This window comes from Rhizobacter sp., from assembly GCA_021153565.1.
Taxonomy (GTDB): Bacteria; Pseudomonadota; Gammaproteobacteria; order Burkholderiales; family Burkholderiaceae_C; genus Albitalea.
Map to the genome: position 1 here is coordinate 13,412 of JAJKJU010000147.1, position 23,610 is coordinate 37,021.

The 23,610-nt window shown below is 62.0% G+C and carries 20 protein-coding genes; 2 read left to right on the plus strand and 18 right to left on the minus strand.

The genetic code is table 11. The features are described from left to right. Positions 1-25 precede the first annotated feature (25 nt). The 15 genes from AC30NL_RS08985 to AC30NL_RS09055 all read right to left on the minus strand — a co-directional run bounded on the left by AC30NL_RS08985 (position 26) and on the right by AC30NL_RS09055 (position 16,896). On the minus strand, positions 26-910 hold the full coding sequence (locus tag AC30NL_RS08985; RefSeq protein WP_489463662.1) for a hypothetical protein: 885 nt from the start codon (positions 908-910) through the stop codon (positions 26-28). Between the two features lie 19 nt (positions 911-929). Further along, complete coding sequence (locus tag AC30NL_RS08990; protein WP_489463663.1) at positions 930-3,836, minus strand: type VI secretion system ATPase TssH; 2,907 nt, start codon at positions 3,834-3,836, stop codon at positions 930-932. Beyond that, positions 3,829-4,932: a type VI secretion system baseplate subunit TssG gene (tssG, locus tag AC30NL_RS08995; protein ID WP_489463664.1), complete on the minus strand. Its 1,104-nt coding sequence runs from the start codon at positions 4,930-4,932 to the stop codon at positions 3,829-3,831. The genes AC30NL_RS08990 and tssG overlap by 8 nt, the downstream gene beginning before the upstream one ends. Beyond that, positions 4,929-6,833 (minus strand): type VI secretion system baseplate subunit TssF, encoded by a 1,905-nt coding sequence (gene tssF, locus AC30NL_RS09000; RefSeq protein WP_489463665.1) that lies wholly within the window; start codon positions 6,831-6,833, stop codon positions 4,929-4,931. Before tssF ends, tssG begins: the two co-directional genes overlap by 4 nt. Before the next feature lie 15 nt (positions 6,834-6,848). Continuing rightward, complete coding sequence (locus tag AC30NL_RS09005; protein WP_489463666.1) at positions 6,849-7,409, minus strand: hypothetical protein; 561 nt, start codon at positions 7,407-7,409, stop codon at positions 6,849-6,851. Positions 7,410-7,447: 38 nt separating this feature from the next. Further along, positions 7,448-7,978 (minus strand): type VI secretion system baseplate subunit TssE, encoded by a 531-nt coding sequence (gene tssE, locus AC30NL_RS09010; RefSeq protein WP_489463667.1) that lies wholly within the window; start codon positions 7,976-7,978, stop codon positions 7,448-7,450. A gap of 13 nt (positions 7,979-7,991) precedes the next feature. Then, complete coding sequence (locus tag AC30NL_RS09015; RefSeq protein ID WP_489463682.1) at positions 7,992-8,807, minus strand: type VI secretion system accessory protein TagJ; 816 nt, start codon at positions 8,805-8,807, stop codon at positions 7,992-7,994. Positions 8,808-8,809: 2 nt separating this feature from the next. Further along, positions 8,810-9,316 (minus strand): Hcp family type VI secretion system effector, encoded by a 507-nt coding sequence (locus AC30NL_RS09020; protein WP_489463668.1) that lies wholly within the window; start codon positions 9,314-9,316, stop codon positions 8,810-8,812. 273 nt (positions 9,317-9,589) lie between these two features. Then, a complete protein-coding gene (locus AC30NL_RS09025) occupies positions 9,590-10,078 on the minus strand; it encodes an Hcp family type VI secretion system effector (RefSeq protein WP_489463669.1) in 489 nt (162 codons plus the stop codon). Between the two features lie 115 nt (positions 10,079-10,193). After that, a complete protein-coding gene (gene tssC, locus AC30NL_RS09030; RefSeq protein WP_489463670.1) occupies positions 10,194-11,690 on the minus strand; it encodes a type VI secretion system contractile sheath large subunit in 1,497 nt (498 codons plus the stop codon). Positions 11,691-11,783: 93 nt separating this feature from the next. After that, positions 11,784-12,287, minus strand: coding sequence for a type VI secretion system contractile sheath small subunit (gene tssB / locus AC30NL_RS09035; protein ID WP_489463671.1), 504 nt, complete (start codon positions 12,285-12,287; stop codon positions 11,784-11,786). A 21-nt stretch (positions 12,288-12,308) separates the two neighbouring features. Continuing rightward, positions 12,309-13,304: a type VI secretion system protein TssA gene (tssA, locus tag AC30NL_RS09040; RefSeq protein WP_489463672.1), complete on the minus strand. Its 996-nt coding sequence runs from the start codon at positions 13,302-13,304 to the stop codon at positions 12,309-12,311. 259 nt (positions 13,305-13,563) lie between these two features. Then, positions 13,564-15,429 carry an ATP-binding response regulator gene (locus AC30NL_RS09045; protein ID WP_489463673.1) on the minus strand — a complete coding sequence of 622 codons (1,866 nt, stop codon included), beginning with the start codon at positions 15,427-15,429 and terminating at the stop codon, positions 13,564-13,566. 1 nt (position 15,430) lies between these two features. Further along, positions 15,431-16,135, minus strand: a complete 705-nt coding sequence (locus AC30NL_RS09050; RefSeq protein ID WP_489463674.1) for a response regulator transcription factor — start codon at positions 16,133-16,135, stop codon at positions 15,431-15,433. A gap of 464 nt (positions 16,136-16,599) precedes the next feature. Continuing rightward, a complete protein-coding gene (locus AC30NL_RS09055) occupies positions 16,600-16,896 on the minus strand; it encodes a LuxR C-terminal-related transcriptional regulator (protein ID WP_489463675.1) in 297 nt (98 codons plus the stop codon). 306 nt (positions 16,897-17,202) lie between these two features. Here AC30NL_RS09055 and AC30NL_RS09060 point away from each other — a divergent pair, with 306 nt between their 5' ends. Together AC30NL_RS09060 and AC30NL_RS09065 are read left to right on the plus strand one after the other, a co-directional pair. Next, positions 17,203-17,580: a hypothetical protein gene (locus AC30NL_RS09060; protein ID WP_489463676.1), complete on the plus strand. Its 378-nt coding sequence runs from the start codon at positions 17,203-17,205 to the stop codon at positions 17,578-17,580. A gap of 132 nt (positions 17,581-17,712) precedes the next feature. Further along, positions 17,713-18,768 carry a 5'-methylthioadenosine/S-adenosylhomocysteine nucleosidase gene (locus AC30NL_RS09065; protein WP_489463677.1) on the plus strand — a complete coding sequence of 352 codons (1,056 nt, stop codon included), beginning with the start codon at positions 17,713-17,715 and terminating at the stop codon, positions 18,766-18,768. A gap of 163 nt (positions 18,769-18,931) precedes the next feature. Here AC30NL_RS09065 and AC30NL_RS09070 read toward each other — a convergent pair whose 3' ends face one another. The 3 genes from AC30NL_RS09070 to arsC all read right to left on the minus strand — a co-directional run bounded on the left by AC30NL_RS09070 (position 18,932) and on the right by arsC (position 23,462). Then, positions 18,932-20,836: an AAA family ATPase gene (locus tag AC30NL_RS09070; protein WP_489463678.1), complete on the minus strand. Its 1,905-nt coding sequence runs from the start codon at positions 20,834-20,836 to the stop codon at positions 18,932-18,934. Between the two features lie 287 nt (positions 20,837-21,123). Beyond that, positions 21,124-22,470 (minus strand): hypothetical protein, encoded by a 1,347-nt coding sequence (locus AC30NL_RS09075; protein WP_489463679.1) that lies wholly within the window; start codon positions 22,468-22,470, stop codon positions 21,124-21,126. A 566-nt stretch (positions 22,471-23,036) separates the two neighbouring features. Next, positions 23,037-23,462, minus strand: a complete 426-nt coding sequence (gene arsC / locus AC30NL_RS09080) for an arsenate reductase (glutaredoxin) (protein ID WP_489463680.1) — start codon at positions 23,460-23,462, stop codon at positions 23,037-23,039. Positions 23,463-23,610 lie beyond the last annotated feature (148 nt).

A 23,610-nucleotide genomic window follows, 5' to 3' on the forward strand; every position in this document is an offset into this window, starting at 1 on the left:
GCAGGCTGCAGAAAAGGGACGAAAGTCATGGAACGGATTCAGAGGCTGAGAGTTCGCCGACCCAGTCTTCGGCCTTCTTCAGATTCCAGACATTCCGAGCGTGGTCGATGAGGTCCTGATCTACGTCGTCCACCGGAAACGCAGACGCCAGCCCATTATTGAGGCCAACCCGGATTTCTCGAGCAATGTTGCCGACTTCCGAATAGCTCACGTTGGTGGCTCGACGCGCATCCATGGTGCGGCCGTAGACGCGTTGTCCACCGAGCAGAATCTCGTAATAAATGGACTCGGCCAGATGATCCGTGCCGCTTGCCAGCTTCGCCGACACCTTGATCTGCAGACCCTCCATGCGGTATTCATAGAGCACAGACTCGATGATGAGTTGCTCCGTGTTCTGAAAGCATGTCGCGGCAACCAGATTGTCGGGAACGTCCGATCCGCCGAGCCCGTGGGCCACCAAGTGGCACCACTCGTAGTTGATGGTGCTGTGCCCGCGCGTCCCGGCCGCGCCATGCCCGCGCCGCGCGTAGGCCGTGGCCGACAAGGCCTCGCCGAGTTCATCGCTTGTGGCCTGGGTCATCGCCACGGTGTGAGCCCTGGCGGGAACATAGGTGTGTGCGACGGTGCCGCTCTGCTCCTTCGTGCCTCCAAGGCCGGTGTACCAGGCCCACGCGCCTTCCTGCAGGGCCGCATTCATCAGCCCATGCCGGAACGACCTGACGCCGTGAGTGAAGAAGCCGTAGTTGCCTGTAGGCCGGCCATACAGCTTCATGCCCGCTCTGCCGATGGGCCGGTGGTACGGCTGTCCGCTTCGCGAATGAAAGGCCGCGGTCCAGTGGCCGCCACTGTCGTCCCGAATATGAAGCGTGCCATTGCGCACGTACAGGGCTGCAAACTGGTCGTTGGCCATCGTGCCGCGACTCGCTGATTCAACCGAAGTCGTAGCTGAAGTCGCCGTTAACCACGCCGAGGCGGACCCGACGCAACGACTCGCCCGCACTGAGCCGGCTCAGGTATTCGATCGAAATGCGCGGCAGCACGGTATTGGTCAGGATCGCATCGACCACCCGCCCGCCCGACTCCGCCTCGGTACAGCGCGACACCACCAACTTGACCACGTCATCGCCGTACTCGAAGGGAATGCCATGGTTTTCGGCCACACGCTTGCTGATGCGGCCAAGCTGCAAGCGCACGATGTTGCCCATCATCTCGTCCGACAGTGGGTAATACGGCACGACGACAAGTCGCCCCAGCAACGCCGCGGGGAACACCTTCAGCAGCGGCTCTCGCAATGCTTTCGCAATGCCTTCAGGCTCGGGCATCAGCTCCGGGTCGCGGCACATGTTCATGATCAGATCGCTGCCGACGTTGCTGGTGAGCAGGATGATGGTGTTCTTGAAGTCAATGCCGCGGCCTTCGCCGTCTTCCATCCAACCCTTGTCGAAAACCTGGAAGAAGAGTTCGTGCACGTCAGGGTGCGCTTTCTCCACTTCGTCGAGCAGCACCACGCTGTAGGGACGCCGACGCACGGCCTCGGTCAGCACGCCGCCTTCGCCATAGCCCACGTAACCGGGCGGCGAGCCCTTCAGCGTGGACACGGTGTGTGCCTCCTGGAACTCGCTCATGTTGATGGTGATGACGTTCTGCTCGCCGCCGTACAAGGACTCGGCCAGCGCAAGCGCCGTCTCGGTCTTGCCGACGCCCGATGTTCCGCACAGCATGAACACGCCGATCGGCTTGTTCGGGTTGTCGAGCCGGGCGCGCGAGGTCTGGATGCGGCGGGCGATGATGTCCAACGCATGTTTCTGCCCGATCACGCGCTGATTCAAGGTGTCGGCCAGCTTGAGCACGGCCTCCACTTCGTTCTTCACCATGCGCCCCACCGGCACGCCGGTCCAGTCCTGAACCACGCTCGCCACGGCCTGCTCGTCGACCGTGGGCAGGATCAGCGGCGAGTCGCCTTGCAGGTCGGTGAGCTTGCTTTGCAGGCCGATGAGTTCACGCAGCAGGGATTCGCGTTCGGCGGGGGTGAGTACTTCGGCGGGCATTGCCTGATCTTGAGAGTTCTCCCGTTCGCGCTGGCCCTTCGATACCTCAGGGCGAACGGGTTCTAACTTCGATTCGCGAGGCGAACCCTGTCCTGAGCCTGTCGAAAGGACAGCCGGACCCTTCGATACCTCAGGGCGAGCGGGTTGGGGCTTCGATTCGCGAAGTGAACCCTGCCCTGAGCCAGTCGAAGGGTCAGCCCGAACGGGTGTGGGTTTGTCGGGAACGACCATGGCGGTTTCTGCATCTACCGTACGCGCCCGCAACTTGGCCCGAATGTCGAGGATCCGGTCGACCACCGCCCTCTCCTCCTCATGCCGCCGCTGCAACACCGACAACCTGGTCTCTTCGTCATCAATGGCGCGGATCGTGCGCTTGCGCCGCGCGCCCACGTCGATGCCGATGGCCTCTTCGCGTCCGATGATCTCGCGCTCGACCTTCAATGCCTCCAGGCGTCGCTGGCAGTCCTCAAGCTCCGCAGGTGTCGCATGCTGGCTCACCGCGACACGTGCGCAGGCCGTGTCGAGCAGGCTCACCGCCTTGTCGGGCAGTTGCCGCGCCGGAATGTAGCGATGCGACAGCCGCACCGCCGCGGTGATAGCCTCATCGAGCAGCGCGACGCGATGATGCTTCTCGAGTATCGACGCCACGCCGCGCAACATCAGCACCGCTTTCTCTTCGCTGGGCTCGTCGACCTGCACGACCTGGAAACGACGCGTCAGTGCAGCATCCTTCTCGATGTGCTTCTTGTATTCGGCCCATGTCGTTGCCGCGATGGTGCGAAGCTTGCCGCGCGCCAGCGCCGGCTTCAGCAGATTGGCCGCATCACCCGTGCCAGCCGCACCGCCCGCGCCGATCAACGTGTGAGCTTCGTCGATGAACAGAATGATGGGCTTAACCGAAGCCTGCACCTCATCGATCACCGAACGCAGCCGGTTCTCGAATTCGCCCTTCATGCTCGCCCCGGCCTGAAGCAAGCCAATGTCGAGCACGTGCAGAGACACATCCTTCAGCGACGGCGGCACATCACCCCGGGCCAAGCGAAGTGCGAAGCCCTCCACGACTGCCGTCTTGCCGACCCCTGCTTCACCGGTCAGGATGGGGTTATTCTGCCGGCGACGCATCAAGATGTCGACGATCTGGCGGATCTCTTCATCCCGGCCGGACACCGGATCGATCTCGCCATTGCGGGCGCGCTCGGTCAGGTCCACCGCATATCGCTTGAGCGCCTCCTGCTTGCCCATTGCCGCGGGCGCGATGGCGCCGCTGGCTTCTCCTGGCTCACCACTGCCATCGCTTGCGCGCTGGCCTTCTTCCGGCGAGCCGCTGAGGATGCGCGCGAAGTTATCAGTCAAGTCTTCAAGCTTGATGCGGTCAAACTGCTTCGAAATCGTCATCAACGCGCTGCGCAACGAAGGTGTCTTCAGCATTCCCACGATCAGATACCCAGTGCGTACCTGCGTGTCGCCAAACATCAGTGAGCCATAGACCCAGCCGCGCTCGACCGCGTTCTCGATCCAGCTCGACAGGTCGGTCACCGAACTGGCGCCTCGTGGCAAGCGATCCAGCGATGCCGTGAGGTCGCTGGCCAGCGCCGCGGTATCGATCCCGTAATGCTTGACGATACGGTGCAGGTCCGAGTCCTGCGTGTTCAGTATCTGCACCAGCCAATGCTGCAATTCCACATACGCGTTGCCGCGCAATTTGCAGAACACCGTGGCGCCTTCGATGGCCTTGTACGCCAGCGGATTGAGCTTGCCGAACAAGGCGGTGCGCGAAATTTCAAGCATGGTGAACTCCATGGCGAAGAAGGAAAGAGGTGTCGGGACGCAGCCGCAAATCGCCGCGGTCGCGGCTGCGGCCCATGCGACCGATCCATGTCGTCAGCCCCAGCCGCACCTTTTTCGAAAGGCGGGGCTCAGGCACTTCGGCGTGCGCCAGAACGAGTTGCACGTCCCATCGCAAGTCCAGGCCGGTGTACTGCTGCACCCAGTCGCGCAGCGCGAGCCACGCGCGTCCACCTGGCAGGAAGTCGTGGTACTGCGCCAGGGTCAAGGGTCCCAGGACGATGCGGAACTTGAACTGGTGGTCGCGAATTTTGTTGCCGCTGGTGGCGGTGCTTCCCAGCAGCGCCGCTGGTGCCCGCGTGCGTTCGGGCCGGCTGCGTGCGAAGCCGAGCCGGCTGCGATCGTCGCTATCCAGGAGCAACCATTGCGCTACGTGCTGCTCGATGCGCACCGGCACGCCGAAGTATTGCGACAGCAGCTTGGTAAGACCCTCCGGATGCCGGCTGCGCGAGCCCAGCAATCCGGCCTGGAATAGCCGGGCTTCGAGCGGCACGCTGCTGTTGCTTCTCACGTCCCCATCGAAGCCAAAGCTCGAACCCAACCAGGCCGCGAAGCGATCGTCGTTCGGCCTGTCGCGATGCACCACCGGCTGCGCTTGCGCCCACGCGCGATAGAACAACGCCAGCAAACGGTGATGAAAGACATCCAGAAAGCGCGCAAGGGTCGGGTCGTTGCGCAGTCGCAGGCGCTCGCGCGTGTACTCGGTCAGATGCAGCGGCATCGGGCCCTGCGGACCCAGCAGGCCGAAGAAGCGCACGCCCAGTCGCGGCACCACAGCATCGGCTTCGAAGCTCTCGATCGCGGCGGGCGCGAAATCGAGTTCGGCGTCCTGGCCCAGTCGCAGCGCTTCCTGCGATGGTCGAAGTGCTTGGCCGAAACGCGGCCACTGGGGGTGAAGCAACTCCACTCGCCGCAACACAGCGAAGAAGTCATGACCACGCGGATCAGCCTGCAAAGCATCGAACAAGGCTGCCAGCGCGGCGTCGTTTCGCACTTGATCGGCCGGCGCGGAAGCCAAACGTCCCGCGTCACGCTTCACACCGTCTCCCGAAGACCGGTGCGCGGCGGCCAGCGCATGACCTCGCCACGCTGCGACGTGCGCAGAGTGAGTTGCGTGAAGCTGTTGATGGCTGCGTGGCGGGCGAAGAAGCGTTCCAGCACGCTCGCGAACAGGAAGGCGCTCGTGCCCTGATAGGCCATCTCGTCCAGCTCCAGCACGATCTCCACACCGGTTCCAAAGGTGAGCGGCCCCTTGACCGGCAGTCGCCGCACCACCGAACGCGCTTGCAAGCCCTGCACGCCTTCGACCTGTCGCATCCAGCCTGAATCTTCCTGTGGTGCGTACAGGCCAAGCATGGTGCGCAGCGAGGCGGCGGCGCGCTGCGGTGTCTCGCCTACCAGCGAGAGGTGGTTGAGCGTGAGATGGTTCACCAGGCTCCAGCCGAGCTCGCCCACTGGACGCCTGGTGACGGGACGCGTGGGCCCGCGCAGCACATCCACGCGCGACACCGGTCCGGGCGACTCCAGGCGCCATTGCTGCGTCCTGCCTGCGACAGGGCCATGCGGCAACAAGGCCGGCAAGTCGCGGTTGCTTACCCAGGCCGAGACAGAAAGTTGCCGAACGTCCTCGCGGTAAGGCGCATGCCGCGGGTCGACCAGCGACACATAGACCTCTTCGCCGATGTACGAGGACCGCGACCCGTGCTGCTTCTGTCGTGGCGACAAGAGGCGCGGTTCGCGGCGCACGGTGTAGTGGCCGTGAGCCTCGCCTCGCGCTGTCGCCGGGCCTTCGTGATAGGTCGCGTACAGCGGCAAGAATTCTTGTTGCGCCACCAAGCCGGTCCCGAAGCCAGTCACCGATGTGATGCTGTGCACCTCGTAATCCATGGGGCGTGTGCGATCGGGCACCACGTGGTATTCCCATGTGCCAGGTCCGACCTGGATGCGATCGAGCCGCTTCTGGAAGAGGTTGATGGCAGGCGTGCAAAACAATGACAGGCTTTGCGCGTCGATCAGAGCCTCGAGAGCGCCATCGCCGCGCTGCAGGAAAACGATCAACTCGACCTCGTCGCTGGCCACCTCCGCCAGTCGCGCTGCAAGATCAGTGAATTCGAAGAAGAGAAGACGTTGCGGCATGGCCGCTTCTTCCTGCAGCAAGCGGTAGCCGGAGAAAGCACGCAATGACTCGGGCAACAGTGCTTCGTCCGCAGCAAAGCCCACGGGCCGCACACTGTCGGCACCCCGCCATTGATTGACTGCAGATGTGCCCTCGTCACTTGCGCCGCTGCGCACCAGAGTGCCCGCAACCGTGCCTTGCACGAGTTCGTGCAGGCGAAAGGCCACGTCGTCAGGCGCGCTGATATAGAAAGTCAGACGGTCCATGTCCAACTGATTGAACAGCAATCCACCACCGCAGCGCAGCCGGACGCGTAGGCCGCCGCGGGTGCCTTGCGCCTGCGGCAATCGCGCCATTGGCAAGTCAGGTGCGTAGTTGAAGTACTGCGCGCTCACGAGTTCGATCGGCCACAACGTGACCTCATGAGCCGTGCGGAACTCACAGTGCGTGTCCTGCCCGCGCGCGATCTCGGACATCAGAGAACTGCCCCGCGCAAGCGCATAACCCTTCACCAGATTCGGATCAGCAGGGTCCACACCGAAGCGAGCAACCATCATCGATGGCATCGGCGCAAGGAAGTTCGGGTAGGTTGCCTCCAGCAGATGAGCAATCAGCCGCGGCTGCTCGGCATCGATCTTGAGCTGCACGCGCGCGGCGAGGAAGGCGAAGCCTTCGAGCAGCCGCTCGACGTACGGATCGGTGACTTCCATCCCCTCCATGCCGAGCCGCGACGCGATCTTCGGGAACTCGCGCGCGAACTCGGCGCCGACCTCGCGCAGGTGCGTGAGCTCGTCGGAGTACAGGCGGAGAAGACGCGGGTCCATCGAAGATGGCAACAATCACTTGCGGGTCGTCGAGGAATGTGATCCGTGCTGGGTTCCCTCATCAATGAAGCTCTTGTGCAACTGGCTGCAGGACACGCTCAGTCCGTCTTCTTTGGCATTCAATTGAGATCCCGTGCCTGAATGCGCTGATCCGTCCTTGTGGTAGGGGGCGTGGTAGAGAACGGTCCAGGTCTTCACCTTGCCCTTCAAGGAGTCCGCAAGACCTCTGATGGCTGGACTGCATTTGGCATTGCAGGGGCTAGCTGCGGTGATGATACTGATGTGCTCAGGGCATCCGGCCTTTGCCCATAGACCCTGGAATTCCTGACACATTCTCTGCTCAGCATCGGCACTTTTCCCGGCCGAGACTCTCGCAAATCCGGTCCGATGCAAGTGATTCACATCGCCGTTGGAGAGAGCGGTCAGGTCGATGTTCTGCAGAGGGCTATTCGTCTTTGATCCTGTCCCTGATTCGAATACCCAAACTGGCCCTTGATCGCCAAGCTCGAGGATACAGAACAGGTTGTTCTTATTGTCTTTGCAAAGAGCGTTCGCAAGTCTGGTGATGAAAGTCATCAAAGCTCCTTACGCGGTCATATTCAAAAGTGACGACCTCAGGACCGCGCGCCCCTGGAGTGCACCCGCTCAAAGTCACTATCTCTAACATTCACCTGCCCCGCCTCCAGGTCCAGCTGCGTTCGCAGCAATATTTCCAGCGGCACCGGCTGCGACCACAAGTGGCCGCGGATCTCGAATTCGATGACGTTGTGCGTGTCGAGCACCGTGGTGGCCTCGAGCGCTCGAACCTGCAAAGTCTCCGGCAGGATGCGCGGCTCGAAACGCACGATGGCTTGGCGTATTGCCGTTTCGAGCACGCTCACGTCCAACTTGGACGCGAGCTGACCGGACAACGCCGGCAGTCCGAAATTGAGCACACTGTCGGCAAGCATCGGATAAACGTCCGCTGCTTGGCCGAGCGGCTGCACTGCATTGAACAGCGCGCCGAGATCGCGCAAGACAGCTTGTCGCAACTCCGCCTTCGACATTACACGGTGGTCTTCGGCTTCCTCGCGATCACCCCGACTGTCGTCCGTCAATCGGTCCAGCAGTGCGGGCTGCAATCGGTTTCGAATGTCGACAGGCATGACGTGCTCTTGTTCAGTGCAATGTGTCAGCCGGCAACGCCGACTGCAGCACGATTTCCCGTGCCTCGAGCAAGCCAAGTTCCGCGGTGTCAGTGATAAAGACACGCTGCCCCATCCCGCGGAACTGCTCGCGCCCGATGGCCAACCACTCGGTCCTGCGCGAGAGCTGCAGTGCGCCGTCGGACTGAGCGCCCGAGCCCGGGTAGCGCGAAGGAATCAGCGCCACCGTGTCGCCACCGTTCGAGAAGTCCAGATGCGCCGGCACCCACACCAGGTCGCGCAGGTCAGTCGGCGCTTCGATGCGCACTTTGGTCAATGCAGAAAACGGCAACCAGCCGTAGCGACCATTGATCACAACCTCCAGCACCGGACCAAGCCTCGAGTCTGCGTCGGCAATCCAGTCGAACGCCGCCCCGTCAAGCTTGCCCGAAGTGACCGGAGCCGCCTCGAACGCGTCTTCACGCAGCCGGACCGCAAACTCACCATCGCCACAGGCGTCTGCCTGAAGCGCCTCGACCAGTGACACGACCCAGGGTTGCGGCTGTCCGAAGACGATCGGCGTGGTCCTGCCGGCAAACACCGCTTCACGAACCGCCTCGCACTGCAGCGCCTCGCGATACGTGTTGACCATGGCAAGGGTGCCTGCATCCATTTCTCCGCAGACCTGCAACTGGTTGAGTGCGCGCTGCCATTGGCCGAGCACGCACAGCAACTGAAAAAGGAAGACGCGCAGCTTCGGGTCGGCGGCGCGCTCTCGCACCTGTCGCTGAAGCAGCTCCAACGCGCCTTGCGGATCACCTGCTGCCAGGAGTTCTTCTGCAGTAGTCATGGTCACGCGGGCAAGACTTCGTCGCTGAACGAGAACGAGCCGCCGCTCGCACCCGTGCCCTGCTGGCGCTTGTATTCAATGTCGATCTTCGTGAAAGCGAAGACCACCTTCTCAATCGGACGACCCTGCGCATCGACGTCAATGTCGATGTTCACCACGCGTGCGCCGTTGAGCGTCATGCGGTAGTAGTCGAGCGCCTCACCGCCCGCCTTTCGCATTGCAAGCGTGGCTTCCTTCACTTCGTCGTTGGTGGCGAGAGCACTGAGCAATCCGGTCGATGCTGAATCGACGCCCTTGATCACCACCAATTGCTTGTACGACCGGCGCGCAGTGGCGGCGGTTGATCCAATCGCCGATCCTGCCTGTGCACCCCAGCTCCATGCATGGACCTCGATGTCATCGGCATGGCCTTCAGTGCGGCTTTCGCCTTTGATCTTGCCGGCGCGCTTGGTCTGCACGTGCAGAAAGATGTCCGAGCCTGCGCCGCTCGCAATCTCGTTCGATGACATGGGATGGTTTCCTTCAGCGTGCGCCGGGAACAGCCGCGAGCAACAAAGGGCGCACACCGCTTCACCCGGGACGACGACAGGCGTCGCCCCGGAGAAAGATGGCGCCCTGCCCCGTTAGGACATGGCCCGGAATGATTTTCCGTTTTGGGGCGCAGGGCGGGATGCGATGCAAGGCGCTACTGGCGCCGTGTGGCGAGCCACACAAGCGAGGAGCAACGCCGCAGCGCGCCCGCCCTGCGCCCCCAAAACGGGAAATTGTTTTGGGCTATGTCCTTAGCTCGCCTTATTGGTGGTGACGTCCCAGCCGCTGGCGATCTCGCCGCCAAGCGAACCGTCGGGCTTTTGTTCCTTGTACTTGTATTCAATCTTGCCGAAGTTCAGCGACACCTGGTCCATCGGAATGATGTCCGATCCGGCCGAGCCGCCCGTCTGATAGGAACTGACGAGGGCACTGGTAAGCACGATGGTCAGGAACTCTTGCTGCTCCTTGCCCGCCTTGCGGCAAACGAGCGTTGCCGACTTGATGTGCTCGCCTGTGCAGCAGGCCTTGAAGAGATTGGGTGAGGCCTTGTCGGTCTTCTTCACGAAGTTGAAGTCCTGCAGCGCCACCTTTCCGCTGCCGCCACCGCCGCCGCTGGAGAACGCGCCGGCATTGGTGCCGCCGAAGCTCCACGATTCGAGCTCGATTTCGTCCTTGTGCTTGTCATCGGTGGATTCACCTTTGATGCCATCGAGCTTCAGAAAATAGTCTACGTGTGCCATGTGTAAGCCTCCTAGAGTGTTGAGCGTCGTTCCGTCGATCCATCAGGGCCCTATCGAAAAACACACACGACGCGCATGTGCTCCCTGCTGTTATGTCATTCGCTATGTCTTTCTTCTAAGCAGCCTTCTGCGACGGCAGCTTCGAGACCAGCCGCAGCGACACGGTCAGTCCTTCGAGCTGATAGTGCGGCCTCAAGAAAATCTTCGACGTGTAGTAGCCGGGATTGCCGGGTATTTCCTCGACCGTGACTTCGGCGGCTGCGAGCGGCTTGCGCGACTTCACTTCCTCCGACGAATTGGCCGGGTCGCCGTCCACGTAATTCATGATCCATTTGTTCAGCCAGCGCTGCATGTCGTCGCGCTCCTTGAACGAGCCCACCTTGTCGCGCACGATGCACTTCAGGTAGTGCGCGAAGCGGCAGCAGGCGAAGAGATACGGCAGCCGCGCCGCGAGGTTCGCGTTGGCGGTGGCGTCGGGGTCGTCGTACTCGTCGGGCTTTTGCAGCGACTGGGCGCCGATGAAGGCAGCGAAGTCGGAGTTCTTGCGGTGCAAGAGCGGCATGAACCCGTTCTTCGCAAGCTCCGCTTCGCGCCGATCACTGATCGCGATCTCGGTGGGGCACTTCATCGCCACGCCGCCCTCGTCGGTCGGGAAGGTGTGAGTGGGAAGCCCCTCCACCGCACCGCCCGACTCGATGCCGCGGATGCGCGAACACCAGCCGTACATCTTGAACGAGCGATTGATGTTGACCGCCATCGCATAAGCCGAATTGGCCCAGGCGTAAGCACCGTGCTCACCGCCCGCCGTCTCCTCCTCGAAGTCGAACTCCTCGACCGGACTGGTCTTGGCGCCGTAGGGCAGCCGGGCCAGGAAGCGCGGCATCGCAAGGCCCACATAGCGAGAGTCCTCCGACGATCTCAACGAGCGCCAGGCGGCATATTCCGGCGTGGTGAAGATCTTGGTCAGGTCACGCGGGTTGGCGAGTTCCTGCCATGAACCCATTTGCATCAGCGTCGGGCTCGCCGCCGCGATGAAGGGTGCGTGTGCCGCTGCGGCCACCTTGCTCATTTCACCCAGCAATTCGGTATCTGGCGGACTGTGATCGAAGTAATAATCGCCAACAAGGCAGCCGAAGGGCTCGCCGCCGAACTGACCGTATTCCTCTTCGTAGATGCGTTTGAACAGCGGGCTCTGGTCCCAGGCCGTTCCCTTGTAGCGCTTGAGCGTCTTGCCGAGATCGAGCTTGGAGATGTTGAGCACGCTGATCTTCAGCATCTCGTCGGTTTCGGTGTTGTTGACGAGATAGTGCAGCCCGCGCCACGCGCTTTCGAGCTGCTGGAAGTCGGCGTGATGCAGGATGGCGTTCACCTGCAGCGACAGCCTGCGGTCGAGCTCGGCGATCATCGCCTCGATCGACATGAGCACGTCGCTGCCGATCAGGTTGGTCTGCGAGAGTGCCTGCTGCGCCAGCGTCAGCACCGCCTGTTCGACCGCTGACTTGGCATCGTTCGATTTCGGCTTGAATTCCTTGTTCAGCAGCGCGGCGAATTCGCTGCCCTGGAACTCGATGCCTTGCAAGGCAGGCGGTTGTGTGAGGGTTTCTTCAGCCATGGTGCATCCCATTCAAATGTTGTGGCAGCGGGCGGCCACCAGTTTTCACCCTCTTCTCGTGGGTGGAGGCCTTGGCGGCAGTGACGAGATGGTTCACGACTGTTCCGCCGGCTTGCGCGCGTCTGCCAGCGACTTGAGCAAGGCCTCGTCCTTGATCACCTTCGCGATCAACTCCTCCGCGCCGGTCTTGCCATCCATGTAGGTCACGAGATTGGCAAGCTGCTGGCGCGCATCGAGCAACTGCTTGAGGCCCTCGACATTGCGCGCGATCGCAGCAGGCGAGAAGTCATCCATGCTCTCGAAGGTGATGTCCACCGCGAGGTTGCCCTCGCCAGTCAGCGTATTGGGCACCTGGAAGGCCACGCGCGGCTTCATCGCTTTCATGCGTGCATCGAAGTTGTCGACATCGACTTCGAGGAACTTGCGGTCCGACATCGGCGGCAGCGGCTCGCTGGGCTTGCCCGACAGGTCGGACAGCACGCCCATCACAAAAGGCAGTTGCACCTTCTTCTCGGCGCCGTACAACTCAACGTCGTACTCGATCTGCACCCGCGGCGCGCGGTTTCGTGCGATGAACTTCTGGCTGCTGGTTGCCATGATGGGCTCCTTGGGTAGGGACTACGATTGACTCGTGCCTGCGAGCTTCTCAATCTGGTTCAGGCCGTCCGGAACAAGATCGCGAATGATGTCGATGAAGTTCTTGCTCATCAGCCGCTGCGAACGGCGGATCAGGAGCGGCGCCGGATTGCTGGGCTCGTTGCGCTCGATCCATTCGCACACGCGGTCTAGGGCGCGGATGGCGTCCTCGCGCGAGGCAATGACGCCTGCGACGCGCACAGGGGGTGCCGCGCTGTGTTCACCGTTCGCGGCGGCGTCGACGGATTCGCTACTCGCTTTGCGCGCCGCCTCGGCCACGCGCTGCATCAGCTTCTTGAGCGGCGCAAGTTCCGGACTCTGTCTGGGCTCCAGCCGCTTCTCGAGCACGTTTGCAAGACCCTGCACCGCATTGAATCCGCCTTGCATGTTCGTGGCCAGCGAAGGCGCCTCGGCAAGTGCGGCGCTCACGCCTTGCAGCACGCCGTCTTCTGTCGGCACCGCTTCCCCGGGCAATGGATCGGCATGGCCAAACGCGAGCTCGATGTCGCGCACCGTGATCGCGCCGCGCTTGCCGGTCAGACTCGCAGAACGCAGGTCAGCCAGTCCGGCACTGGCGTGCACCAGAGAACTCAAGGCATTCATGCGAGCGGTCGGATCGTTGTTGTCGCTGGCGTCGAGCTGCGGGTGCACGTGCTCCCAATGCCGCTCAACCAAGCCATGCACCAGTTGCAGCCCGCGCACTGCGCCCGCCAAGCCGTCTACGCGCGCGCCACTGCGCGCCAGCCAGGCTGCAATCCGCAGGTCGCGGGTGCGCGCAGCAAGCTGCAGTGCCTGCTCATGCACAGCGCGCCAGTCCGGCTCCTGCGCCGGGATCAGCGTGTCGCCGTACTGCTGTTCCGGTTTGCCCGCGGCCGACTCCTGCAAGCACAGGAATGCGGCGTCGTACTCAAGGTCGACGCCACAAGGTGCGTCGCCCGCGATCGGGGACAACAGAGACTCCAAATCGACATCTGGCATGGGAGCAATCGGACCATTGAAGGGGCGTCAAGGCACTCTAGATGTGCGGTGACGCACGCACAGTGGTCGAAAGTCACTTCGCCCGGCCGTCATCCCAAGGATGAGGGGGTCAGAGGCTGAGAGGATTTCGAGCGTGTCCGAGCAGCCCGGCCCTCACCCATCTCTCCCCAGAGGGGAAAGGAGCCAATACAAGACCTTGAAAAAAGGGGTGCCTCTCAGCCTCTCAGCCTCTCAGGCGGCGAAGGGGGTCAACTGCACGTCAGGACACGAGGCCTCGCATGGCATTCAACAGCTTGCGCGGCTGCACCGGCTTGAAAAGCACTGGGTGTCCGCTGTCGGTAGCGCGGCGCATTTCCTCATGAGAGGTGTCGCCTGTGACAAGAATGGCGGGCATCTCGCAGCCACATTCGCGTCGCACCGCTTCGATCGCGGCTATACCGTCCGGTCCTTCGCTCAAGTGCAGGTCTGACAGGATCAGGTCGGGCGGCAACTCGAGCGTACGCACGATACTTCTTGCGTCCTCGACGGTGCCCGCAGTCAGCGTCTGGTAGCCCCACTCCTCAAGCAGCAGTCTCAAGCCCTCGCGGATAGGTTCCTCGTCGTCGACGATCAGCACAGTGCGCGGTTGCAAGGCCGGCATCGGAAGCGTGTCGGCGGCCGCGGTGACGTCCTGGATTTCCGGCAAGGCGCCCTGTGCGATACCGATGCGGAACATGGTGCCCCGCCCTGGCTGCGACGTCACAGTCAGGCTGTGTCCGAGCAGTCGTGCCAGCCGCTTGACGATCGCCAAGCCCATCCCGAGCCCTTGCGTACGCAAGCGTTGGCCGCGGCCCGCCTGATAGAACTCGTCAAACACGCGCGGCAATTCGGCTGGCCCGATTCCAACGCCTGTGTCCCAAACCTCCACGTTGAAATGGGTCTGCGTGGTGCGCGCCACCACCACGATGCCACCTCGCTCGGTGTACTTGATGGCGTTCTGGATCAGATTGCCCAGAATGCGCTCGAGCAGTTGCGGGTCGCTCGTCACGGACTTGCCACCAGGCGAGAACCGCAGGCCCAGCCCCGCCAACTCGGCTTGGCCGGCAAAGTGCATGTGCAAACGGCGGAATAGATCGCGCAACGGAAAGTGCTGGAAGTTCGGCTCGACCGTACCTGCATCAAGCCGCGAAATGTCGAGCATGGCGTAGAACGAGCGATCCAGGCCGTCGATCGAGCGCACAACATTGCGCACCAAAGGCTCGTCGCTGGTGCCTTGAAGCCGCTTTTCCAATGTGGCCGCAAAAAGACCCAAGGCGTGCACGGGCTGGCGCAGGTCGTGGCTCGCGATCGCGAGAAAGCGGCTTTTTTCCTGATCGGCACGCAAGGCATCGTCGCGGGCGGCCTCGAGGATGCGAATGCGATCCTCACGTTCGATCGTGCGAGTCGCGTGGCGCAGCCACAAACGGTAGTGCGCGGTCGCGACCACGCCCGCGGCAACGCTGAGCAACAAGCCAGTGACGGCGATGTCGGGCGACGTCGCCGCACTTGTCGATGGCAGCAACCATTCGGCCAGCGCCGGCGACAGCGGCAGTGCAATGGCCACCGACCTTGGCCATGGCATGGATGAGAACGCCGCCGCGCCAGTCAACGCCACCGCGCCGAACGTCAGCATCAACAGCTGGCGCTCCAACGGCGGCTCGACCGGCAGCGGCAGCCATGGAATCACGGCCACGACGAGCATGGCCGCGATGCCCAGGCCTGCAACGGCACCGCGCTGCCGGCGGGTGTCGCGCAACGGTATACGACACCTTGCACCAAGCCACGCCAGGGCCAGCCATGCGCCGGCGACGGCCGATGCAGCCCAGGCCCACGCATCGCGCCAGAACGAGGCCTCGAGCAGCATCACACTGCTGACCAGGGTCACAACGAAGCTGGCAAGAACCATCGGTGTCGCCGAGATGGCGGCAGCAAGCGCCTCGTCGCTCAATCGCCTGCGCATGGCACGGCGTTCGGCATGCAGCGGCGAGACAGGCTCGCCTGCGCCGCTGCCGGACATGCCCGAGACGGCTACAAAGACGGCACGCCGTGCCTCGTTCGACGGGGCTATGGACCGGGACGTCCCGACAGCGTCCGCGACGATCGACACGTCAGCGGAACAAGCTGACCATGTGCGAGCGCGACTTGACGTCCAGCGCGAGCAGCAAGGATGACACGTAGTTCTTCACCGTGCCGAGCGAGAGGTGCATCGAGTCGCTGATTTCCTGATTGGTGCAACCGGAAAGCACCAGCTCAAGAATCTCGAGGTGCCGCGGCCCCAGTTCGGCAACGCGGTCGTACATCGCCGACGAAGGAAAGCGCGGGAACAAAGCGCTGCCCGGAACGAAACCGTGCGACTGCGGCCCGCCTTGTGGCCACAGCAATGCCGACAGCGTGGCATGCATCTCGGAAGTCACGACACCCTTGGGAACGTAACCGACGGCGCCCAAGGCGCGCGCCTGTCGGACGACGAACTCGTCCTGCGTTGCGCTGAAGACCACGATGCGTGCGTGCGGATGCACCTGTATGAAGTGCCGCAGACCCTGCAAGCCCTTGCAGTCGGCCAGGTTCAAGTCGAGCAACACCGCGTCGATGTGGCTTTCGCTCTCGTAGATCACCAGCGCTTCCTGCAGCGAACCGGCCTCCAGCCATTCGATGGGCACGCCCTGCAGTTCGGTATACAGCGCCTTCACACCGTAGCGCACCAGTTCGTGGTCATCCACCAGCAAAAGCTTGCGTGGTGTACTTGCGGCCGGATGTGCTCCAGCCGTCAAGTTGGCCATCATCAAGTCAGACGCCAACATCGTCGTGTGCATTATTCATATCCTTCTATGCCGGATCTACGCGAACCATCGAGACCCAACATCATCAGGACGCCCCACCCTACCCTGGGATGGATGCTAGACGATGAAAGTGACGTTTGCATCATCAAACTCATGGAGACCCGCGGAGAGCCTCCATTCAGTCGTGACAGGACGTTTCGAAACGCGGGCCGGTGACGAGCCAGCCAAGGAAGATTGAAGGTGAATGATCAAGGGTAAACCACTAAGGGTTTACACTAATCACTTCGCCAAAAGGCTTTTGCAGGGCTCTGAACATGCTGTCGATCTTCTTATGCAGCGCCGCCGTCCTTGTCGTTGGCGCAGTCGCCTTCTACAAGCTTCGTCATTTGCGACTCGACCGTTCGAACTCGAACATTGAGTGATGTGTTCTGCCGAGGGAGGAGGACCCGAAGCATCACGCGCTGGCAAGATAGTTCATGTCCTGAGGGCACACAAAGCTATTCGAGGCCCCTGACGCTCAAGTCCAAAGTGGACGCTTCGACCAGCGTGCCAAGCATGCGCGCGGTTGGCAACCCGATCAGGCCGAGGGCAACGGCGTGTCCAATGGCTTCGCACTTGCGCCTGACTCCAAATTTCTTCTTGGTCCGCTCAAGGTGGTAGACGATAGTCCACTCCGAAAGCCCCAATAGCTGACCGACCTCCCATGCCGTCTTGCCGGCAGCGCTCCAATGCAGGCATTCGATTTCGCGCTTGGTCAATGTGGCGCGCGGGTCAGCGCTGGCAGCTTTGATCATGATTGACCTTCAACGAAGGAAATGGATGGTCACGACTTTACGGAGACCCATGGCGGCAAAAAGCCGCGAATGCGAATCCATCATCGCAATTGCGAAGTTGCAGCACTGCGAGAACTGCAGAGTCCCGGCTCCTCCTCCGTAAGGATTCCTTTACACAAGCTCACCATTCACCATCAGAGTCGACTGATTCATCCCTTTTGGCAATGTGAGTAAGTCATGACATTCCAAATTCATTCCTATCATCCGCGCTCCGCGAGGGTGGCAGGGCCGCTCGTCGCTTACCGAGTCAATCAACAAGGAAGAACGATGACGATTGCAAGATTGCTGGGAACCGTAGCGCTTGGGCTGTTTGCCAACATGGCGGGGGGCATGGCCCATGCTCAAGACAAGGGCGAGTGCGAGGTCCACTACACGCGCACCGCATGTCCTGGCAAGGAGGCAGAGAGTTTCGCCAAGTGCGAAGGAAAGGCATCTTGCAACAAGCGCGTAGAAACGGCGGCGACCCCGCAAGCCTGCCAGACCGTCGCTCTTAAAGCCTGTGCAAATGACAGACTCGATGTCACAAAGAGCAAAGTGATCACGGCGGTGTTCAAGGGACAGGCTTTGAAGAGCGCGACAGGCAAGGCCGATTTCTGCATGGACTACGAAAAGCGCGCCGCTGAATTTGACAAGTGCGGCAAGTAGAAGGGACAACCGCTTTGTCGAGATGATGCGGGCACCCTCAGAGGCTGAGAGTTTTTCGATCATGCCCGCTCATCACGCCAAAAGCCCCCTGCTCGTCGTTGCACATGCTCGCCATAGCCAAGAAGCTCGCCTGTGATTCAACGAAACTCCCCGTGCTTGCTCGCGTTGTTGGCGCTGTTCACCACTCTCTTCTGCGTTCGCGCAGATGCGGCGCCTGCCAAGTGCGTCACTGACTGCACACCGCGCATCGGCATCGTGTCGGCCTTTGGAGAGGAAGCCGACATCCTGATCGCGCAGGCAGGCCAAAAGCGCGAATACAAGATCAACGGCAATCGCTTCACGACCGGCACCTTGCGCGGCAATCGCGTAGTCATCGTGTTGAGCGGCGTGAGCATGATCAACTCGACCATGGTCACGCAACTGTTGCTCGATCACTTCCGCATCGAACGCTTGCTCATGAGCGGGATCGCAGGCGGCATCAATCCGAATCATCACGTGGGCGACGTGATGATTCCCGAGCGCTGGGCAATGCCGCTGGAGGTCTACTGGAACCACGATTCAAGCTTGCCGGCGCCGTGCGGCGAGGCCGGCAATGTGGGTTGCCTCGGACTCAAGCTCGCCAGCCCCGAAGGGCGCGCATTGCCGCCATTCAGCCTGCCCTCAGCATCCACGGGCCTCTTCATGCGAGAGAACTTCGTGATGACTGCGGGCAATGCGCCACGCGGCGAATTCCGCTTCGACTATGAAGTCGATTCAGCCATGCTCTCGGTGGCACGTTCGATTCAGCCTGCCTTGCAGCGATGCGGTCCGAAAGCAACAAAGGGCGCCACAAGCGAACCCGATCCGAAGCTGTGTGTCACCACGCAGCCTCGCCTCGTCGTTGGTGGCCGGGGCGTGTCGGGCACAGCCTTCCTTGCAAATCCTCATTACCGAAGCTATCTCTTCGAGCAGTTGCAAGCACAGACTTTCGAGATGGAGACCGCCGCCCTCGCCCACGTGGCTTATGCCAATCACGTTCCCTACATTGCATTTCGCAGCCTCAGCGATCTGGCCGGCGCGGAAGAATTCAATGCCGACGTGGGAGCGCTGTTCGCAAGCGGGCTCGCTGAAGCCAACGCATCGGCCGTGACGCTTGCATTCCTTGACGCATGGGCGAAGCGCTTGAACAAGACGGGAGCCGTGCAATGAACGATGTGGTAAGCGCTGTTCAAAGTCGCATCAAAGAATGATCACCTTGTTCCTCCCGTTCATTGGGCGCGAATCCTCGCACACACGGAAGGGCTGATCGAACTGCGCCTTCTCTTCTCAACTCTCCTCAAGCAGGGATGATCAGAGCACCTTGCAAGCGAGGTCAGGCGACCAGCGCCAACTCTTCATCGCCGGCGCCCGACAACACGCGCTTCAACCTCACCCCGCTCACTGTTTCCTGCCCCAGCAGCAACTCCGCCAAGGACGTGAGCCGATCGCGCTTCTCCTCGAGCACGCGCCGGCATTCCACTTGTGCGTTCTCCAGCAACTGACGCGCTTCATCCAGCAGCGACTTTTGCACGTCCGGACCAATCAATTCCCTGGGCACGCCGGCCATGCTTAACAGGCCGAAGGTCTTGCCAAAACCGTACGAGCCGATCATTGACGTCGCCAGTTCCGAGGCGCGCTTCAAGTCATCGGCCGCACCGGAAGATGCATTGCCGAACGCGATCAACTCCGCCTCGCGCCCCGCCAGCATCATTGCCAGGCGCGACAGCAGTTCCTGCTCGCCGTGCAAGGGCTCTTCGTTGTGGCGCGCCACATAGGTCACGCCCAAAGCCGGCCCCCGAGGCTCGATGCTCACGCGCTCGACGATGCCGGCATTGAGCACGTGCGCCACCAGCGCATGGCCCGATTCGTGGAAAGCAATACGCCGTAGCGTTTCGGGCGTGATGATCGACTTGGTGGCCGACACCTCACCGCCGAGCTGATGCGTCTCCAGCGATTGATAGACCCGCTCTTGACTCACGGACGACTCACCCGCTTCCGCCGCATACGCAGCCGCCCGGTTCACGCAGTTCGCGATGTCTGCGGGCGACATGCCCATGGCGGTGCGCGCGATGGACGCGACGTCAATGCCCTTGTCGGCTTTGACATTGCCGAGGTACAGCGAGAACAGCGCCTCACGCTCCGGTGCGGTCGGCAGCGCGGTACGCACCGACAGGTCGAATCGTCCCGGGCGGCACATTGCTTCATCGAGGTTCTCGATGTGGTTCGTGGCGCCGATGACCACCACGTTCTCGAGCGCAGAAAAGCCGTCCATCTCCACCAGCAGGCGGTTGATGATGCGGTTTTGTTCCTGTTCGCCGCCGTGCGCATCCTTGCCGCTCGATCGCTTGCCGATGCCGTCGATTTCGTCGATGAAGATGATGCAAGGCGCCGCGGCGCGTGCCCGCGTGAAAAGCTCCTTCACCTTGCTGATGCCGGCACCGTAAAACATGGAGCTGAAATAGGAGCCGTCGACGCTGATGAAGCTCGCACGGCATTCGCCGGCCAGCGCCTTGGCGAGCAAGGTCTTGCCGGTTCCGGGCGGCCCTTCGAGCAGCACGCCGCGCGGCGCCCGGGCACCCACCGCTGCGTATTGCTCGGGGTCCTTCATGAACGCGGCTACTCGGCGAAGTGCCTTCTTGGCTTCCTCAGCGCCAATCACGTCCTTGAATTGCGTGTCGGGCTTTTCAGCCAGCTTGGTGCGGTTGCCCATGGAGCCACGCGTCTGGAAGTAGACGAAGGCGCCGATGATGAGCCCGATGGGCAGCAGCGATGCGAGCACGCCCGCCACTTTGTCCAGCGCCTGCGTTGCCTTCTGGCTGGCGGTGCGAGCATCAATGTCGATGCTCGTGAGCGCGAACCCGTTGGTGACGCTCAAGGAGCCGAGGTGCGAGGCCAGATCGTTCTTGCAGCCCAAGCCACAGTCGATGAGGCGGGTGCTGAAATGACCACCTTGCCGGGTGGTGTAGAGAACGTGGATGCCGTCAACTGCCACAGCCGTGACTTCTTTCGCGCTCACTGCGCGTTCGAATTCCGAAGCCTCTTTCGGATTCGCGAGCCAGGTTTCAGGCGCCTTCTCAAAGGCCTGCGCCGTCGGGTTCTTGCGGGCTTGCGCTTCACTGGACGCGCGTTCTTGCAGCAGCACGAGCCCGAGCAATGAGAGACACACCATCAGCACGGCGGCTGCCTTCATCAGTTTGATTCGTACGTCTGTCCCGGGCTGCTTGCTTGCGCTGTCCATGTGCCATTCCGTTGAACGTGTTTAGATGGGTCGCCCTGGGTCACGCAGATTGGATGTAGAAACTACACGCATTGCCGGCCGCAGGTCGCACCATGCCTCGGAGAATAGGCATGGCATCACTGAGGGTACGGGGAAGTGTGCTTCGAGAAGCGCCGAAGAGGCGCGTCGAAGCGGGCGTATTCCAAGCTTAGGTGTAGTGACGCGCCATGATGCCGGGCCAATATCGTTGCGCGTCACTAGGTAGCAAAATTTCGGCTTTCCCAGGCCCTTGCCCATTCATACAAACGCTACGCAAGTGAGTTTTGCAATTCCCCCTCCTGGTCGGCTATTGCATTGGGTTCGGCGCCCAAGCTGATCTCGGCGGCGACGAGGCTGTACTGGGCCTCGCTCAGATGCGCCACTCCCGCGGCCAGCCCGGCTATCGCATGAGCTTTGCCATTGTCAGTGCTGAGGCCGAGGGCCGCGGCCACGAGGGCGTCGCGCTGGGAATCGCTCAGATGCGCCAATGCCGCACCCAGCCCATTTATCGCACGAGCCTTGTCGAAGCTGTCGTGGAGGCCGATGGCGGCAACGACTAGGCTCTCACGCTGGGAATCGCTTAGATGCGCCGCTCCCTCGCCCAACCCCCTTATCGCATGAGTCTTGTCGAAGCTGTCGCCGAGGCCGATGGCGGCGACGACGAGGCTCTCGCGCTGGGAGTCGCTCAGGTGCGCCGCTCGCGCGCCCAGCCCGGCTATCGCAAGGGGCTGACCGTAGCTCTCGCCCAGGTCGATCGTGGCGGCGACGAGGCGCTCGCGCTGGGCGTCGCTCAGATGCGCCAATCCCGCGCCCAGTCCGGCTATCGCATCACCCTTTGCGCGGACATTGCCGACGCTGATGGCGGCGACGACAAGCCGGTCGCGCTGGGCCTCGCTCAGATGCGCCAATCCCGCCCCCAGTCCGGCTATTGCATCAGCCTTGTGGCAGTTATTGACGAGACTGAGGGCAGCGGTAACGAGGCGCTCGCGCTGGGCCTCGCTCAGATGCGCGATTCCTGCGCCAAGACCGGCAATCGCGCGGGCCTTTTCGTCGCCATAGGGGAGGCCGATGGCGGCGGCGACGAGACTCTCGCGCTGGGAGTCGCTCAGATGCGCCATTCTTGCGCCAAACGCACCTATAGCGAGACCGTTGCCGTAATAGTTGCTGCCGATCACGGTGGCGACGAGGGTTTCGCGCTGGTGTTCGCGCAGATGTGCCAGGACCGCGCTCAGCCCGACTATCGCAGCGGTCGCGAAGGGGGCCTCTATGCCGATAGCGGCGACGACGAGTTTGTCGCGCTGGAGAACGTTCAAATGCACGGCTCCCTTCGCCAGACCACCGATCGCTCTGGCTATTTCGCTGGGAAAGGCGAGCGGCGCCTCGCTAACCCAGTCGACAAGGCGCTCGCGCTGGCGCTCGTTCAGATGCGCCACTTTCTCGCACAGCGCGGCTATCGCATCGGCCTGCCTTCTGCCATGGGTGAAGCCGATCGCGGCGGACACGAGGCGTTCTTGCTGCTGCGGACTCAAGAGTTCGAGCATGGATGAATATGTCGCAACACGGTGGGTGAGTTCGCGGTCGCTGCAGCTGCGGACATGACGTTCAGCGGCTTGCATCAGGCGGCCCAACAGTCGGTATGGTCGGAATTTGGGGTGGGAGTCGACTCCCTGAACCAACTTCCGTAGAGCGGGAGACGTCCCCGACAGGGCGATCAGACTTCGGGCCATCGAAGGTGCTTCGCTCGGCAAGTGGCCGAGGCGCAAGCGGTCGAGGATATTCACCTGAGCGTCCGTTTGGAGCCCTTCGAGAAGCGATAGGTCCGCTTTGGGCCGTTCGAAAGGTGATAGTCCTCGTGGCGCGAAGCGGTCCGATGACGATGTCCTCGCATGCGGACGGCCCGGAAAGACCGCTCTCTCGGCCTGGTCGTGATTCCGGTGTGGATCGCCTTGCTGGCCCGCCGCGCGGCTTGGCGAATGTCGCGTACTCGTGACTGACCTGGAAGAGACGCAACCCATGGCTTGAACTTGATGTGAATGGAGGAATGACCCAAATTAGACCCTTCTCCGGCACACACCATGGCGTTCAACCGAAGTGCTGTTCGAGTGGACGAAAAACAGCCCCACTGAGGAGGTCTGTCGGAATACGTTCTCGTTGCAGAAACCACTTCTGGATGGACCCGGCGCTACTTGGCAAGACGGCCTTGTGCGTCGATGACGACCTCGCCATCCTCTTTGGAGAACGGTCCCTTCTGGGCCCCCGGCAAGATGTCGAGAACCACTTCCGAGGGTCGGCATAGCACCGCACCCATGGGTGTCACCACGATGGGGCGGTTGATGAGAATGGGATGCGCGAGCATCAGATCGATCAGCTCGTCGTCACTCCATTTGGAGTCGTCAAGCCCCAGCTCGTCATAAGGTGTCCCCTTGCGTCGCAACACATTTCGTACAGGCAGGCCCATGGCCGCGATGAGGGCGACGACCTCGTCTCGCGAAGGCGGCGTCTTCAGGTATTCGACGACGGTGGGCTCTTCACCGCTGTTGCGAATGAGCGCCAGCGCGTTTCGCGAGGTTCCGCAGGCAGGGTTGTGATAGATCTTGATGCTGGACATGTGGCAATTCTCAATGAAGCTGTTCTTGTTAGGACATGGCCCGGAACAAGTTCCCGTTTTGGGGGCGCTGGGCGGGATGCGATGCAAGGCGCTACTAGCGCCGTGTGGCGAGCCACACAAGTGAGGAGCAACGCCGCAGCGCGCCCGC

Excerpts from the sequence above, each read along its gene's own strand:
- AC30NL_RS08985 (WP_489463662.1), bottom strand. The coding sequence starts at position 910 with ATGGCCAACGACCAGTTTGCAGCCCTGTACGTGCGCAATGGCACGCTT.
- AC30NL_RS08990 (WP_489463663.1), bottom strand. The coding sequence starts at position 3,836 with ATGCTTGAAATTTCGCGCACCGCCTTGTTCGGCAAGCTCAATCCGCTG.
- tssF (WP_489463665.1), bottom strand. The coding sequence starts at position 6,833 with ATGGACCCGCGTCTTCTCCGCCTGTACTCCGACGAGCTCACGCACCTG.
- AC30NL_RS09005 (WP_489463666.1), bottom strand. The coding sequence starts at position 7,409 with ATGACTTTCATCACCAGACTTGCGAACGCTCTTTGCAAAGACAATAAG.
- tssE (WP_489463667.1), bottom strand. The coding sequence starts at position 7,978 with ATGCCTGTCGACATTCGAAACCGATTGCAGCCCGCACTGCTGGACCGA.
- AC30NL_RS09015 (WP_489463682.1), bottom strand. The coding sequence starts at position 8,807 with ATGACTACTGCAGAAGAACTCCTGGCAGCAGGTGATCCGCAAGGCGCG.
- AC30NL_RS09020 (WP_489463668.1), bottom strand. The coding sequence starts at position 9,316 with ATGTCATCGAACGAGATTGCGAGCGGCGCAGGCTCGGACATCTTTCTG.
- AC30NL_RS09025 (WP_489463669.1), bottom strand. The coding sequence starts at position 10,078 with ATGGCACACGTAGACTATTTTCTGAAGCTCGATGGCATCAAAGGTGAA.
- tssC (WP_489463670.1), bottom strand. The coding sequence starts at position 11,690 with ATGGCTGAAGAAACCCTCACACAACCGCCTGCCTTGCAAGGCATCGAG.
- tssB (WP_489463671.1), bottom strand. The coding sequence starts at position 12,287 with ATGGCAACCAGCAGCCAGAAGTTCATCGCACGAAACCGCGCGCCGCGG.
- tssA (WP_489463672.1), bottom strand. The coding sequence starts at position 13,304 with ATGCCAGATGTCGATTTGGAGTCTCTGTTGTCCCCGATCGCGGGCGAC.
- AC30NL_RS09050 (WP_489463674.1), bottom strand. The coding sequence starts at position 16,135 with ATGCACACGACGATGTTGGCGTCTGACTTGATGATGGCCAACTTGACG.
- AC30NL_RS09055 (WP_489463675.1), bottom strand. The coding sequence starts at position 16,896 with ATGATCAAAGCTGCCAGCGCTGACCCGCGCGCCACATTGACCAAGCGC.
- AC30NL_RS09060 (WP_489463676.1), top strand. The coding sequence starts at position 17,203 with ATGACGATTGCAAGATTGCTGGGAACCGTAGCGCTTGGGCTGTTTGCC.
- AC30NL_RS09070 (WP_489463678.1), bottom strand. The coding sequence starts at position 20,836 with ATGGACAGCGCAAGCAAGCAGCCCGGGACAGACGTACGAATCAAACTG.
- AC30NL_RS09075 (WP_489463679.1), bottom strand. The coding sequence starts at position 22,470 with ATGCAAGCCGCTGAACGTCATGTCCGCAGCTGCAGCGACCGCGAACTC.
- arsC (WP_489463680.1), bottom strand. The coding sequence starts at position 23,462 with ATGTCCAGCATCAAGATCTATCACAACCCTGCCTGCGGAACCTCGCGA.